Source organism: Blautia sp. DFI.1.216, from assembly GCF_020594215.1.
Classification (GTDB): domain Bacteria; phylum Bacillota; class Clostridia; order Lachnospirales; family Lachnospiraceae; genus Blautia_A; species Blautia_A wexlerae.
Map to the genome: position 1 here is coordinate 53,458 of NZ_JAJDML010000013.1, position 15,762 is coordinate 69,219.

At 42.5% G+C, this 15,762-nt stretch carries 13 protein-coding genes; 6 read left to right on the forward strand and 7 right to left on the reverse strand.

What is annotated here, in order from left to right; genetic code table 11:
• Positions 1-36 precede the first annotated feature (36 nt).
• The 4 genes from rfbD to LJE11_RS07125 all read right to left on the reverse strand — a co-directional run bounded on the left by rfbD (position 37) and on the right by LJE11_RS07125 (position 4,482).
• Complete coding sequence (gene rfbD, locus LJE11_RS07110; protein WP_144136579.1) at positions 37-978, reverse strand: dTDP-4-dehydrorhamnose reductase; 942 nt, start codon at positions 976-978, stop codon at positions 37-39.
• A 3-nt stretch (positions 979-981) separates the two neighbouring features.
• Complete coding sequence (gene rfbB, locus LJE11_RS07115) at positions 982-2,010, reverse strand: dTDP-glucose 4,6-dehydratase (RefSeq protein WP_008707535.1); 1,029 nt, start codon at positions 2,008-2,010, stop codon at positions 982-984.
• A gap of 176 nt (positions 2,011-2,186) precedes the next feature.
• Positions 2,187-3,083 carry a glucose-1-phosphate thymidylyltransferase RfbA gene (rfbA, locus tag LJE11_RS07120; RefSeq protein WP_022380581.1) on the reverse strand — a complete coding sequence of 299 codons (897 nt, stop codon included), beginning with the start codon at positions 3,081-3,083 and terminating at the stop codon, positions 2,187-2,189.
• A 217-nt stretch (positions 3,084-3,300) separates the two neighbouring features.
• The gene (locus tag LJE11_RS07125; RefSeq protein ID WP_022380582.1) at positions 3,301-4,482 is read right to left on the reverse strand and encodes a MerR family transcriptional regulator; all 1,182 of its coding nucleotides are present in this window, start codon (positions 4,480-4,482) and stop codon (positions 3,301-3,303) included.
• A gap of 374 nt (positions 4,483-4,856) precedes the next feature.
• Between LJE11_RS07125 and LJE11_RS07130 the strand changes: the two genes are divergently transcribed.
• The 4 genes from LJE11_RS07130 to LJE11_RS07145 all read left to right on the forward strand — a co-directional run bounded on the left by LJE11_RS07130 (position 4,857) and on the right by LJE11_RS07145 (position 9,243).
• Positions 4,857-5,612, forward strand: a complete 756-nt coding sequence (locus tag LJE11_RS07130) for a DUF3825 domain-containing protein (RefSeq protein WP_020993689.1) — start codon at positions 4,857-4,859, stop codon at positions 5,610-5,612.
• Between the two features lie 149 nt (positions 5,613-5,761).
• The gene (locus tag LJE11_RS07135) at positions 5,762-6,775 is read left to right on the forward strand and encodes an acyltransferase (protein WP_144136577.1); all 1,014 of its coding nucleotides are present in this window, start codon (positions 5,762-5,764) and stop codon (positions 6,773-6,775) included.
• 239 nt (positions 6,776-7,014) lie between these two features.
• Positions 7,015-7,755, forward strand: coding sequence for a hypothetical protein (locus tag LJE11_RS07140; protein ID WP_022379887.1), 741 nt, complete (start codon positions 7,015-7,017; stop codon positions 7,753-7,755).
• Positions 7,756-7,905: 150 nt separating this feature from the next.
• Positions 7,906-9,243 carry an MATE family efflux transporter gene (locus LJE11_RS07145; RefSeq protein ID WP_055058283.1) on the forward strand — a complete coding sequence of 446 codons (1,338 nt, stop codon included), beginning with the start codon at positions 7,906-7,908 and terminating at the stop codon, positions 9,241-9,243.
• A gap of 23 nt (positions 9,244-9,266) precedes the next feature.
• On the opposite strand, the gene LJE11_RS07150 is transcribed toward LJE11_RS07145, so the two are convergent.
• Positions 9,267-10,967 carry a hypothetical protein gene (locus tag LJE11_RS07150; RefSeq protein WP_118409284.1) on the reverse strand — a complete coding sequence of 567 codons (1,701 nt, stop codon included), beginning with the start codon at positions 10,965-10,967 and terminating at the stop codon, positions 9,267-9,269.
• A 459-nt stretch (positions 10,968-11,426) separates the two neighbouring features.
• Between LJE11_RS07150 and LJE11_RS07155 the strand changes: the two genes are divergently transcribed.
• Positions 11,427-12,662 carry an O-acetylhomoserine aminocarboxypropyltransferase/cysteine synthase family protein gene (locus tag LJE11_RS07155; protein WP_144136575.1) on the forward strand — a complete coding sequence of 412 codons (1,236 nt, stop codon included), beginning with the start codon at positions 11,427-11,429 and terminating at the stop codon, positions 12,660-12,662.
• A gap of 243 nt (positions 12,663-12,905) precedes the next feature.
• Here LJE11_RS07155 and LJE11_RS07160 read toward each other — a convergent pair whose 3' ends face one another.
• A complete protein-coding gene (locus tag LJE11_RS07160) occupies positions 12,906-13,697 on the reverse strand; it encodes an ABC transporter permease (RefSeq protein WP_020993690.1) in 792 nt (263 codons plus the stop codon).
• Positions 13,690-14,457, reverse strand: coding sequence for an ABC transporter ATP-binding protein (locus LJE11_RS07165; RefSeq protein WP_144136573.1), 768 nt, complete (start codon positions 14,455-14,457; stop codon positions 13,690-13,692). Before LJE11_RS07165 ends, LJE11_RS07160 begins: the two co-directional genes overlap by 8 nt.
• 263 nt (positions 14,458-14,720) lie before the next feature.
• Between LJE11_RS07165 and LJE11_RS07170 the strand changes: the two genes are divergently transcribed.
• On the forward strand, positions 14,721-15,752 hold the full coding sequence (locus LJE11_RS07170; RefSeq protein WP_008707518.1) for a lysylphosphatidylglycerol synthase transmembrane domain-containing protein: 1,032 nt from the start codon (positions 14,721-14,723) through the stop codon (positions 15,750-15,752).
• The last annotated feature ends 10 nt before the right edge of the window (positions 15,753-15,762 follow it).

The window sequence follows — 15,762 nt, forward strand, 5'->3', positions numbered from 1 at the left end:
CACCTGTCATTTGGGTGTCCTGCCGGATTTTTTTATTTAGAAATCCAGTTCTTTCAGATACCGTCCAAGTGCATCCTGCCAGGTGGGGAGTGGTGTGAAACCATTGGCTGTCAGTTTGCTCTTATCCAGGCGGCTGTTAAACGGTCTGGCTGCTTTGGAAGCGCCATACTCTGCAGTTGTGACGGAGTTGACTGTCATGTTTTCCGGGAGATATTCCGGGTGTCCCATGGCAGCGGCCTGACGGAAGATTTCTTTTGTGAAATCATACCAGCTGATATATCCGCCCTCATTGGTTGCATGATAATAACCGTATTTTTCAGTTTCGATCATATCTACCAGAAGTCTTGCCAGGTCATAGGTATAAGTAGGTGTACCGATCTGGTCATTGACTACGGAGAGAGTATCATGAGTTTTTCCGAGGTTGATCATGGTTTTGATAAAGTTCTTGCCGTTTTTGCCGAATACCCATGCAATACGGACGATAAAGAACTTATCAACTGTGCCGGATACGGCAAGTTCACCGTCCAGCTTTGTCTGTCCATAGACATTTAATGGTTTATAGTCCTTGCAGTCAGGCTCCCATGGAGTGGTTCCCTGACCATCGAATACATAATCAGTGGACAGATACAGCATCTTGATGTCAAGCTCTTTGCACACATCAGCAATATTCTGAGTTCCGGTTACATTTACCAGACGGACCTTCGGCTGGTTATCTTCATCTTCGGCAGCATCTACAGCTGTCCATGCAGCACAGTGGATCACAGCATCAACATTTGCTTCTTTAATGACTTTTTCTACAGAAGCTTTGTCAGTGATATCCATCTGAACATAAGGCATTGTGGTAACTGCAGTGCCATCAGCGATTCCGCTGTAGGAAGGAGCAATGTCGCTTCCCACACCTTCATAGCCGCGTTTCGCAAGTTCGTTCATAACATCATGTCCAAGCTGACCGCCTACACCTGTTACAAAAATTCTCATAAATTATGCCTCCCCGCGGTTTGCGTACATTTTTTCATAGTAGTTCTGGTATTCACCGGAGATGATAGTTTCCCACCATTCCTTGTTATCCAGATACCATTTGATTGTTTTCTTGATACCGTCTGCGAATTTTGTTTCCGGTAACCAGCCAAGTTCGTTGTGAATCTTAGTCGGGTCGATTGCATAACGCATGTCATGACCTTTACGGTCTGCTACGTAGGTGATCAGGCTTTCTGGTTTGCCAAGTTCTTTGCAGATGATCTTAACGATATCAATGTTTGTCATTTCATTGTGTCCGCCGACGTTGTAAACTTCTCCAACACGTCCTTTGTGGATGATCAGGTCGATTGCGCGGCAATGATCTTCTACATAGAGCCAGTCACGAACGTTTTCGCCTGTTCCGTATACCGGAAGTGGTTTGTCATTTAATGCATTGGCGATCATTAACGGAATCAGTTTTTCCGGGAAGTGATATGGTCCGTAGTTATTGGAGCAGCGGCTGATGGTTACAGGCAGTCCGTAGGTTCTGTGGTAAGCCAGCACCAGAAGGTCTGCAGAAGCCTTGGAAGAGCTGTAAGGGCTGCTTGTGTGGATCGGAGTTTCCTCTGTGAAGAACAGGTCAGGTCTGTCTAATGGAAGATCTCCGTAAACTTCATCAGTAGATACCTGATGATAACGTTTGATACCGTATTTGCGGCATGCATCCATGAGAACAGCAGTACCGATAATATTTGTGGTAAGGAAAACTTCCGGGTTTTCGATGGAACGGTCAACGTGACTCTCTGCAGCGAAGTTTACAACCATATCAGGGTGTTCTTCCTCAAAAAGTTTGTAAACTGCTTCGCGGTCGGTGATGCTTTCTTTTACGAAACGGAAATTTGGGTTGTCCATGACAGGTGCAAGAGTGGAAAGGTTTCCTGCATAGGTCAGACAGTCCAGACAGATGATGCGGTAATCCGGGTATTTTTTTAACATGTGAAAAATAAAGTTGCTTCCGATAAATCCGGCACCGCCGGTTACGATAATGTTCATAGTGATTCTCCTTAAAAAATATATAATATGAATATCTGTAAGATTCTGTTATAGAGTCAGGCAGATAAAATTATCCGCCTTGCTGCATGGCGGGTGATATATCAAATAACTGTTTGAAAATTTGATATATCACTCACTTGACTGCGAATTCGGTTGTACAGGTCTAAAAGCTTCGGTTAGTGCAATACATCCAGATATTTACCGTCCAGAACGTCTTTTAAGTACTGACCATACTGATTTTTCTTCAGTATTTCATAAACCTTCAGCACATCTTCCTTTGTAATCCAGCCATTGAGATATGCAATCTCTTCCAGGCAACCGATTTTGCGGTGCTGGTGGCTTTCCATTGTTTTTACAAAGTTGGTGGCTTCCACAAGGCTCTCGTGTGTACCTGTATCCAGCCATGTGAATCCCTGTCCGAGAAGCTCTACGTTTAATTCGCCCTTTTCCAGATAGATGCGGTTCAGATCTGTGATCTCAAGTTCGCCTCTGGCACTTGGTTTCAGATTTTTTGCATACTCTACGACGCGATTGTCATAGAAGTATAAACCTGTGACACAGTAGTTGCTCTTCGGGTGCTCCGGTTTCTCTTCAATTGAGATAGCCTTGCCTTCATGGTCAAATTCTACAATACCGAATCTCTCCGGATCATCTACATAGTATCCGAAAACAGTTGCACCCTCGCCGGATTCTGCGTTCTTTACAGCAGCTTTCAGTCTTTTCTTCAGTCCATGTCCTGCGAAGATATTATCGCCGAGAACCATGGCAACAGTATCATCACCGATAAATTCTTCGCCGATGATAAATGCCTGAGCAAGTCCGTCCGGACTTGGCTGTACTGCATAGGTGAGATGGACACCGAACTGATGTCCGTCACCAAGAAGTTCCTCAAAACGAGGAGTATCCTGCGGAGTAGAGATGATCAGGATATCTCGGATTCCTGCGTTCATCAGTACAGACATGGGATAGTAGATCATTGGTTTATCATAGATTGGCAGAAGCTGTTTGGATGTTACCATTGTAAGCGGATAAAGGCGTGTGCCGGAACCGCCTGCTAAAATAATACCTTTCATGTGTATTCTCCTTTGTTATTGGCAGTATGCGGTCGGAGCGATATTCTGTCAGTTATCTGTGTAAATGATAAGCAAAATATCAGGCGACTGCGGTACTAATCAACGGGTTTCTGATTGTCAGTCTGAGTTACGATATCATCCTGACTCTGGTGATTGTATTATAAAAGGTGACCTTAGGTCACCTTCAAGCACTTTTTACAAAAAAGTTAAATTTTGGTTATTTTTCACAAAGAAAAATGCCGGCATCCTTGGTAATAAAGAACCCATCCTTTGTCTTTCGCGATACAAATCCCCGGAAATCTTTGTATTTGTCCAGAAGATACTGATTCTGATTTCCATGGCAGGAGAGGATATAGGAAATCAGCGGTTCTGCATCGGGGACAAGAAGAGAGTCCTTATAGCTTTCCCAGAAAATACGGGAAAAATACGGTGCCAGGATATCTGCTCCGTTTTCTCTGCCAAAACGCTCATAGAGTTTGTCTGCGGAGAGAACGATCCGGTCGTCAAAATCCCGGACCAGTCTGCTGACTTCCTGCATGTGTTTTTTTCCATAGGTACTGCAGATCAGTTTTCCGCCCGGAGTGAGCACACGTTGAATTTCGCTGCATACAGCAGAGATATCTTCACAGTAAAAAAGCACATGGTTTGCAATGACCAGATCAAAGCTTCTGTCTTCATGAGGAATTCTTGCACAGTCAAATGCCTCGAAGGAAAAACGGCTGTCTTTGCGTCCGATAGCACGTCTGGCATCACGAAGCATTCCGGATGAAAGATCAGAAAGAGTAACGGAAACTTTACCGGGGAGGCTGGAAATATTCTGTGTCCACAGAACACCGTCGCCGCATCCAAGTTCAAGGATACGCATCCCCGGATGAATCTGACACTGCTCATAAACCCATGGAAACCATCCCTGTTTATTCTGGGAATAAAGGCTGTGCAGATTAATGCGTGAGGAAATGTTGGAGGCGTTCTGGTATTGATTTTTCATGCTTTTCTCCATGCCTGTCAGGTGGATCAGGTCAAGCATCTGATTCCAGTCTATGGAATGATGGGAGCGGATCGCATCTGTGGTATCCTGGATTGCCTTTTCCACCAGCTGCATTTGTTCGATACGGTCACGTACCAGCTTTAGCTGGATGTTCAGGGAATTTTCCATAAAATGATAGTCTGAGTCGTCAATGGTCATTTCCCGTATGTCATCCAGGGAGAAACCCAGATATTTCAGAAGCAGGATCTGGGAAAGTCTTGCAAAATCCTCATCTGTATAAAAACGTGCGCCGGATTCTGTTACATAGGAGGGTTTGAGGATATTCTGTTTGTCATAATAGCGGATAGTGCGGAGTGTTACATGTGCCATCCGTGCAAATTCTCCGGAAGAGTAGTAGCCGTCTTTTTTCATTGTAAAACCTTCTTTAAGAAAAATAGTCTTGCCCGCAAATGCGGATAGAAACAGTTGTTCAGCCTGCATTTGCGTATTGCTGATATGTGTAGAGTATAACATAGCTGACCGGCAGGCTACAAGCATCAGGTATTACCGGATGGATAATACTATACTGGCTGAATGGTAAGTCAGATGGTGATTTTTGACATTTTTTGGAGGATGCTAATCCTTGTCTTTTGACAGAAATTATGGTATGTTAAATAATAACAATCAAAACTGATTTTCATACAAATCATAATCTGGCAGTTCTGCCATATTTTTTCCAAAATACAATAAATATTAAGAGAGAACAGTAATGACAATATGAAAGGTGCAGGGACAGGAGGAGCCTGATGATTAATTTATTTGATTTTACTTACTGCGGAGACTATAATCGGCAGATTCAGAACCTGGCAAGGATGGTGCCGGAGAAGTGGAGCTTTTCGGATACAGATGATAACGGAATTCTGAAAGGATACCTGGAACATACATTTAAACGCCTTTATGAAGAACAGAAGGTGTGGGAGAAAAAGAATTATGCCATATTTAATACAGGACTCTTTAATTACTATTATCAGCCGATTTATGCGTATTTTATTCCCAATCTGGTCCCGGACAGGCAGCCCTGGTTTCTGGATGGCTTTTATACAGAATACTATTTGTTAAAAGAAGGAATCACCTGTCTGCCGGAAAAGGCATGCTATGTGGAAAATCCGTCAGATCTTGTGTTTGATACAAAACTTCCGGTAATTCCACAGTACGAGCATATTTTCGGGGATGAGGAAAATGCTGCCCGTCTTCCAAAGGAAGTACGTGACAGCAGCATGAAAATGCAGCTGTTTGACGGCGCGCTGAAACAGACAAAAAGAATGCTTGAGGCAGATTACAGAACGGCAATTCCACAGTATTATAATCACTCAATTCAACTGCTGCTCCCAATCTGTCTCCGCCATCCGGGAAAACCCGACCTTGCACTGGCGTGTATGAAAACTTCGGACGGAAGCAAATATCTGGGGCGTACCTGCCTGACTCTCAGAATGGCCTATCATAATGCCAGACTCCTTGCAAGGGTGGACCGAAGCTGGCTGATGACTTCTGTATCTGCCTGAGGTTTGACATGTGTGGTTCGCTTTGATATATTATAGCAGCGAAGCAGATGATTTTATCTGTCTGACTGAAATGATGTCAGGTTAGATATTTTTACGGATTGTTCTGCTGCTATAGATGAAACAACAGAAAAAGGTGGGTGAGAAATCAAATGCGAAATAAAAGTCTGGATGCTGTAAAGGCCATTGCTGCGTGCCTGGTGGTATGCATCCATGTAAGCTTTCCGGGACAGGCCGGGCAGCTTGTAAAAGTACTGGCAAGATGTGCGGTGCCGTTTTTCTTTATGGTATCCGGGTATTTCTGTTATTATCAAAATTGCAATGCCTCAAAAAGAATATTGTCTAAAATCCTGCATATCATGAAGCTTTTTGCAGTTTCAGTTGTGTTTTATTTTATCTGGGAATGTTTTATGAAAGCCTGGAATGGGGAGAGAGTATGGACATGGATAAAAGGGCTTGTGAGTACAGAGCATCTGAAGGAATTTTTCGTGTACAACAGTACTTCTCCGGTAAGAGCACATTTATGGTTTCTTCCTGCATTAATTTACTGTTATCTGCTTGCTCTCCTGCTTGAAAAATGGAGAATGCGTAAGGCTGCATATTGTATGGCACCTGTATTGCTGGCAATACTTTTATGGAGAGCGGAGTTTTGTGTCTTTTTTGACATATTTTATCACACTATGGAATACAGAAACTTTCTGTTTACAGGAATGAGCTTTTTCCTTACAGGTCAGATGATCCGTGAATATCAGGATAAGATAGTATGCAAACGTCAGGAGCAATGGGGATTGAAAGCAGGGATGATTTTCGGTGTGGCACTCAGCATGATGGAATATGCTTTCCGAGGGGCAGGAGAAATTTACACAGGAAATTGTGTTGCAGTGATCTGTCTGTTTCTGTGGCTTATTTTATATGGAAGGGAAATAAATTTTCCCTCTGTACTGGTGGAAACCGGAAGAAAATATGCTTTCCTGATCTATCTTCTTCATCCAGCGATGTCAGACCTTCTGAAAAAATGTGCAGAAGGTCTGGGAGTCAGCAACTGTCAGATTTATTTTTGGCTGCGTCCGGTTTTAGTATATATGCTGACAGTGGTGACAGTTTCCGGCATATCTGCGGCCTCTGCATATGCAAAGCAAAATATTTTGCAGAATGATCATGTATAGTCAGGGGATGAAAATCAGGAATGAATTTTGGCTGCATTACTGAGAATAGAATGAATGGTAATATAATAATGTAGTAATTCTATTTTCGGAAACTGCGGGAATTATAACTGTTCACATAATGGAAAATGTGATATAGTAATCAGTAAATCTTATGAATGCAACCGTCAGGTGTTTCGCAGAATGGCGGATTGCTGAACAGTTACCGAAGACCATTATGCAGAAAATACAAAGGAGAGAGAATGGCAGATAAAAATCAGGACAAGAACCAGAGTAAGAACAGAGCAGAACAGGCAGAAGAGCACGATGAAAGCGTGCTGAATCCGGAGATTAAGAATGAATCGGATTTGTCAAAGAAAGAAAGACGTCTGATTGAGAAAGAAAAATTAAAGGGAATGGGACCAAAGAAAAAGCTGGAATATATCTGGATGTATTATAAACCGGCTATTTTCGGAGTGATCGCAGTGATTGCTCTTATATTCGGAATAAAGGATTACTATGAACAGTCCAAAATAAAAACAGTTCTGTCCATGACAGTGGTAAATTCAATGGCAAATGATACGGAAACTCCTGAGCAGAAAATCAAAGAAACACTTGGGTACAAAGATGATCCCTATAGTAAAGTAGAGATAGGCGTGAATCTTACTACGGACTCTGAAATGGCAGAATTTGATTATAATGCACAGATAGCTTATATGGCACAGATCCAGGCAGGTTCCATTGATATTATGGTTATGCCGGAGAAGCTTTATCAGACTTTGAAGAAGAATGAGCCATTTGCAGATTTGAAGGAATTGATGGGTGAGGAAGCTTTTGAGAAGTCTGGAATGCAGACAGATACTACGCACATTTCCATTACTGACAGTGAGCTTGAACAGGAATTAGGTGTAATCTACGATCCTGTATGCATTGCAGTGCCGTATTCAGCACCGAATCAGGAAAACGCAGTAAAATGGATAAAAAGTCTTGACAGCAGGAGATAAATTATGATATGTTAATCACACCAAAACTGGTGTGGATTTTTCAGTCTTGTGACAAACATGAACTCTTTTCGCCGCACGATTATCATACAGCAATGTAGAGATAATTGTGTGGCGTTTTTTGTTGCAATGAAACAGAGAAAGGAAAAAAGAATGAACAATACTTTTATGAAGAAAAAACCGATTCTGCCGCTTCTGGCATCTATGGCAATGCCTATGGTACTGTCTATGCTGGTGAATTCACTGTACAACATTGTAGACAGCTTTTTTGTGGCAAAGATCAGTGAGCAGGCGATGACAGCTCTGTCTCTGGTATTTCCTGTACAGAACTTTATTAATGCAGTTGCCATTGGTTTCGGTGTGGGAATCAATGCACAGATTTCTTTTCAGCTGGGAGCAAAAAATATTAAAAATGCGAATATAGCAGCTACCCATGGTATGCTCTTTAATATTATCCATGGAATTATTTTTACAGTAATCTGTATTCCGTTTATGCCTGTATTTCTCAGTATGTTTACAAAAGAGCAGGAAGTGATCTCATCTGGTGTGCAGTATTCAACCATTGCATTTGCATTTTCCACAGTGATCATGATCAGCCTGTCCTTCGAAAAGATTTTTCAGGCTGTGGGCAGAATGAAACTGACAATGATCAGTCTGATGATCGGTTGTATTTCCAATATTATCCTGGATCCGCTGCTGATTTTCGGAGTGGGGATTTTTCCGGAAATGGGGATCAGAGGTGCAGCACTGGCAACTGGTCTTGGCCAGGTATTTACAGTTATTGTATATCTGATCGCATATAAGAAGTGTAGTATTCCGGTGGAGATCAGCAGGAAATATCTGGAACTTAACAGGAACCTGGACGGGAAGCTGTATATGGTAGGGATTCCCGCAATCCTGAATATTGCCCTGCCGTCAGTTCTGATCTCTTTCCTGAATCAGATATTATCGGCTTTTTCCGGAAGCTATGTAGTGGTTCTGGGAATCTATTATAAGCTTCAGACTTTTTTGTATCTGCCTGCAAGCGGCATTGTCCAGGGAATGCGCCCGTTGATAGGATATAATTACGGAGCAGGAGAAATAAAGAGGGTAAAGAAACTTTTTGGGATTTCTGTGCTTCTGAATGGTATGATCATGCTGGTAGGAACGATCATCTGCTTTACAGCATCAGAGACATTGATGGGAATGTTTACTGAGAACCCGGAAACTGTAAGACTTGGCACTGCAGCATTACAGATTATCAGTATCGGGTTTATCCCATCTGCCATCTCTGTTACAGCTTCCGGTGCATTAGAAGGACTGAGCAAAGGTGCTCAGTCCCTGGTGATTTCGTTATTAAGATATATTATAGTGATCATTCCGGCAGCTTATCTGCTGTGCTATTTTGCCGGGGCAGATGCTGTGTGGAATGCGTTCTGGATCTGTGAATTTATAACAGCAGTAGTAGTAGGTATCGGGATAAAGTATTACTGGAACCGTCTGCTGCAGTAGACGATAGTGATAAAGCTGCTAAGTCAGGCTGCGCCTGCTTCAGCAGACTCAGCATCAGACTCTGCTTCTGAGGCATTTTCATCAGTAACATCTTCGGCATCGGAATTGCTTCCGCCGCTGAGAACATAAGTGATGACTTCGTCCGGAACGCCTGCATTGGACAGATTATCCATAAGTGTAGTGAGGTCGAGTGTAGCTGCGTAGGCACTCATATCATCTTCATTGGTTACGTCATAAACATCTCCAAGAGCCGTAAGGTCCGGAATTTCAACAGATTCGCCTGCACCGGAAGTAACAGTGAAGCTTCCGAGAGTGCTTCCTGCACTTTCAACGGACAGTGCAACAGAACCAGAATCTTTTGCTGAATTTAAATCTAATACAAGTGCAAAGTTCTCGAGCATGGAAAGAGAAGAATCTGTATCTTCTGAAGAATCAGCAGGGAAGGTGATAGTATAGTTACCGTTTAAGTAACCTTCTTTTGCAGATTCGGTGTCGTAGTCCTTTACTTCGATAACAGCTGCGGCTGTATCATCCTGAGAAATTTTATAGGTTCCGTTTAATTTACCGCCATCAATCTGACCGGATCCGGACAGGGAGAGTGTGCCGGAATCATCTGTTTCAATGGAGAGAAGATAGCCAAAGTCTGAGCCGTCCCTGGTCATCTGCCAGTTCAGAACAGGAGTTATTTTATCACCTTCCTGAAACTCAATTTTACGTCCTGCAATTCTGCCGGTTTCATCAACCCAGATTCTGGTGTTGAGATGAGAATCATCGGAATCACCGGTATCTGCATCTTTCAGAAAATCAAGACCGTCTTCTACAGCTTTGGTAAAGCTTTCATGCAGGTCCTCATTACTTGAGAGTTTCTCTGTCCAGGTATCGAGGATGTTCTCAATATCACTGTCTGATTTTGCTTCTTCCAGGATTGCAGTTGCAGTTTTTACAGCGTCTTCGGCTGAAATCTGGCCTTCATATACTGTACAGTCCTGACTGATATCACCTGCTGTCAGAGTTTCCTGACTGCTTTCGCCTTCTGTTACATTGTCAAAAAGCATAGATCCGTATTTATCCAGAAGTGTTTCTACTACAGAAGCTTCTGGAGCTGCTGCTGACAGATCAGACATCATGGAAACAGTCAGGCTGAGACTGTCAGAATAAGCGGAAGCGAAATTGTCTGTCGGAATATCTGCATCTGAATCATCAGGGGTTAATTCTTCAAGATCATTTTCAATATTGGCAGCCTGTTGGTCTGCGGCTTCTTCCAGATTGGTCTTGAAATATTTATCAGAGAGTTCAGGGATGCGCATATAAATATCCTGGCTGTCCGGATCAAGATAATATTCCAGAGTACAGATTTTATTATCATTAAGAAGGACCTTCATCAGAATACCTTCTTTTCCTTCTGTAAAAGAGATATCATTGGAAAGTGTGACATTGTCCAGCCAGGAGACATCAAATGGTGCGACAAACCCCAGCAATGAGCGTCCGGAATCTTCAAATTTCAGAATCATGTCACTCTGCATTCCTGACATCAGAGACTGGCTTTCTTCTATAGATGTAGCGTAAGAAGATGCCATTTCTGTGACCTTTTTTGCCCATGCATCTTTTTCAATGGAAGCGTAACTGTCTGCTGCAAATGCTGTAGATGGAATTGCAGCAGTACCAAGAAGTGCTGCAGTACAGATAGCGGTTGTTTTTCTTAACCATTTTTTCCTTGTTTTCATAAAGGGCCTCCTTCCGTTCTGTTATGAATCTTATGTAGTGGAATTACATTTCAGGACATTCATTTTCAGATATGTCGTTTGACTGAAATAATAATCTATAGCAGTCCTTGTAAATGATTTTTCAAATACGCTCTATATTAAGATGCATTATTTTAGAGGATTGCTATATATCAATTTTACCAGATAAAGATAGAAAAAGCTATGTTTTTTCGACAATATGGAAAAAGATGTTGATTTTAGACTAAATTATTTCTATAGAAAAATAACAAAATATAGACAAAAACTATATGTGTATATAAATAATTGATATAAGAAAATTTATTGACAGATTTATGTGAAAAATATATACTACTATTCATATCAAAACACTATGAAATTAGTAAAAACAGGGAAACGATATATCACAGAAAACATACCGTTAGTCCGGAGATTATTATATTTTACAAGGGGAATATGCTCATGGAATTTCAGACTAAATTATTACACGGAAAAGCAGTAGACAATTATGCGAATGGTTCAACAGTGCCGCCTATCAGCCTGGCAAATGCTTTTGCATATGAATCTTCAGAACAGTTGGAAAAAGTATTCCAGAATCGGGCACCGGGATTTGCATATACCAGGATTGCGAATCCGACAGTAGATGCGTTTGAGCGAAGAGTAAATGAATTAGAAGGCGGGATTGGAGGTGTAGCCTGTTCCTCCGGAATGTCAGCGGTTACATTATCATTACTTAATATCCTGCAGGCAGGGGATGAGGTAATCGCAGGAAGTGCATTGTTCGGAGGTACACTGGATCTGCTTCATGATCTGGAGGCATTCGGAATCAAAGTACATTTTATACCGAGGGTAGAGAAGGCGCTGATCGAGCCGTTTCTTACAGATAAGACCAGAGCAGTGTTTGGTGAAATAGTAGGAAATCCCGCACTGAATGTAATGGATGTCCGGGAAACAGCAGATTTTCTTCATGGAAAAGGAGTACCGCTGATTGTAGACAGCACAACTTCGACTCCGTATCTGCTTAATCCGATTCAGTATGGTGCGGATGTAGTGGTGCATTCTACTTCTAAATATATAAATGGAAGTGGAGATGCCATCAGTGGAATTATCATTGACAGCGGAAACTTTTCCTGGAGTCCGGAACGTTATCCGGGAATGAAGGAATATAAGAAATACGGAAAGTTTGCTTATCTTGTGAAACTGAGGAACGGAATCTGGCGAAACATGGGCGGCTGTCTGGCTCCGATGAACGCTTATCTGAATATTATCGGAATGGAGACACTTGGTCTTCGTATGGAGCGGGTCTGTAATAACGCTTTCCGGCTTGCCCAGGCACTGGAGAAGCTGGAAGGTGTATCTGTCAACTATCCGCTGCTGGAGTCCAGTCCATATCATGAACTGGCAGAAAAACAGCTTAGTGGAAAGGGCGGAGCGATTCTGACTATCCGTGCAGGTTCCAAAGAACGGGCGTATAAGCTGATCAATCATCTGAAATATGTAAAGATTGCAACCAATATCGGTGATGTGAGAACTCTGGTGATTCATCCGGCGTCTACGATTTATATTCATAGTACGCCGGAAGCAATGGCAGAGGCAGGAGTGTACGACGACACAATCCGTATCAGTGTGGGTATCGAAGATATAAAAGATCTGATACAGGATTTCACAGAGGCAGTGGAGAGCCTTGGAGAAGAATAATTCATGATATACACATTATCAGGCGCTTTGGTCGGAACATGATAGTAACCGGACAGAGGCGCTGGTTTAAAAACAGAACAACTGACAGACAGTCAGAGACAAGAGAAGCCCCGGAAGTTCAGGAGTGTCCAGTTAAGTGGAACTCGATGATCTTCCGGGCTTTTTTGCAGCAAAATTTTTTCAGATATTGAATCTGTTTCCGAAACCGTTTCGTTATAAAAAATAGCGGTTAAAAATTAACAACTATCTGCGGGCGCGTTTTTCAATCAGTCCGAGGAGTCCGTACAGGATAATAGCGATGATGCACAGAATGATAATGGACATCAGTACCCAGGTAAGCTTAAAGGTCTGGCTGGAATAGATGATCAGGTAGCCAAGCCCTTTTCTGGCACCGATAAATTCGCCTATGATAACACCAACCAGACACAGACCAATATTAACTTTCATAACACTGAGCAGTAACGGCACAGAAGACGGAAGAATAATCTTCATAAGCTTTTCTTTCTTCCCACCGCCCAGCGTCTCAATCAGCTTCAGTTTTTCCGGGTCAGCTTCGCCAAAACCTGTATACAGATTCAAAATCGAACCAAAGATAGCAACCGACATACCGCAGACAATAATCGTCCGTTCGTTGGCACCAAGCCATACAATAAGCAAAGGTGCCAGAGCAGATTTCGGAAGGCTGTTCAGTACTACGAGATAAGGCTCTGTGATCTTCGCAAGTCTGGGACAGGTCCACAGCAGAACCGCCATCCCTGCACCCAGAACAACAACGAACAGAAAACTGACCAGTGTTTCCGTAATTGTAACAGAGAGATGGGGAAAAATAGAGCCGTCTCTGCACATACTGCAGAAGCTGTGCCAGATCATTACAGGACTGCTGAAGATAAAAGAATCGATCAGCCCGGTCCTGGCGGAGATTTCCCACAACACCAGAAAGAAAAGAAGAATAAATATCCGCAAAAAAAGAACAAGTTTCTTTTCTCTTTTCTGATGTCGGATATACTGTTGCTGATGATATGAGATTTCAGACATCATGATTCAGCTCCTTCCAGATAAGATTGAAATAAGATTTAAATTCAGGCGCATTTCTGGAAACCATAGGAGTACGGTTTTCCAGATCAAAACAAACTGGCACAATCTTACGAATAATGGCAGGCCTTGGAGAAAGAATGATAACCCGGTCTGCCATGCTGATCGCTTCTGAAATATCATGGGTGACGAGGATCGCAGTCTTTTTTTCCTGACGCAGGATTCTGCCGATATCATCACTTACGCTGAGTCTGGTTTGAGAGTCAAGTGCAGAGAACGGTTCATCCAGCAGAAGAAGTTCCGGCTTTAATGCCAGAGTACGGATCAGTGCAGCTCTCTGGCGCATTCCTCCGGACAATTCAGACGGATGAGCAGAGCGGAATTTGTCCAAACCGTAATCTGAGAGAAGCTGATTTACATAAGCAAGTTTTTCGGCAGTGAGTTCCCTGCGGATTTCCAGTCCGAGAAGAACATTTTTATAAATTGTCCGCCACTCCAGCAGATGATCCTTTTGCAGCATATATCCGATACGGCAGTCACCGGAAGTTACCGGTGTGCCGTCCAGAAGAATCTGTCCCTGTTCCGGCCGGAGCAGACCGCAGATCAGATTCAGCAGCGTGGACTTTCCACAGCCTGACGGCCCGACGATGGCGAGAAATTCACCTGGCATCAGTTGAAAGGATATATGAGAAAGGGCAGGGGTTTCCCCTGATAAACTGTGGTAGGAGAGACTGACATCTGTAATATCCAGCAGTGGTTTCATACAGATACCTCCATATTCGGTGAATAGTAACGAATATTTTCATAATTTATGATATGCAGAAATGTCAGGGTATGATATAATAGATAGACTATAGTATTTTTGCTGCTATAGTATTTGAGGGCAAATGTTCTGTAAGGAATACGTTACTGTTTACTATGTGTTTCATATCAGAAATATACATATATCAGACACTGTGACATACATGAATTGGGTATAGAAATCAGACGAATGCTGTAAAAAAATGTATAAGAAAGTGTAAGCAAATGAGAAACAAAAAGAAAGCAATATTTAACACCATTTTTCTGATCCTTATATTTTCCATTACCGTATATATGGTATTTAAGGGAGAGGATCTGGGAGAGATTATTCATACAGTACGGCAGGCAGATCCGGTTTACTTACTGGTCAGTGTGGTTTGTGTGGTACTGTTCATACTTGGCGAGTCTGTAATTATTTTCTATATGATGCGGACTCTCGGAGCAAAAGTAAAGATGGGGCATTGTGCTCTGTATTCTTTTGTGGGATTCTTTTTCAGCTGTATCACACCGTCTGCATCCGGCGGACAGCCAATGCAGATTTATTTTATGAAAAAGGACAAACTTCCGATTCCTGTCACTACGCTGGTCCTGATGATTGTCACAATTACTTATAAAGCGGTTCTGGTAGTGATCGGAATTGTAATCTGGATTTTTGGCAGAGGCTTTCTGGAAGGATATCTTGGCCAGTACATGTGGGTGTTTTACCTGGGTGTAGGTCTGAATATTTTCTGCGTTACTTTCATGATGATCCTTGTATTTGCACCTGGACTGGCGAAATGGATCATGGTAAAAGGTCTGAAACTTATTGAACATTTCCGTTTCCTTAAGCCAAAGACAACCCGGCTTGAGAAACTGGAAGCGTCTATGGACCAGTATCATGAAACTGCGGCTTTCTGGGCAAGTCACAAGCTGGTGATCCTGAAAGTGTTACTGATCACTATGGTGCAGAGGATTTTGTTATTTACAGTTACATACTGGGTATACCGTTCGCTGGGATTTCATGGATATTCCATTATAACCCTTACGATTTTGCAGTCTGTCATATCTGTCTCTGTTGATATGCTGCCTTTACCCGGAGGAATGGGAATCAGTGAGTCTCTTTATCTGGTGATGTTTGCACCGGTTTTCGGAGAAGCATTACTTCCTGCAATGCTGCTCAGCAGAGGAATTTCCTATTATGCACAGATGCTTATCAGTGCAGTGATGACCTGTGTGGCGTATTTCATAATAGGAAGAAAAGAACAAGAAGAAAAGTAGGGGGAGAAAA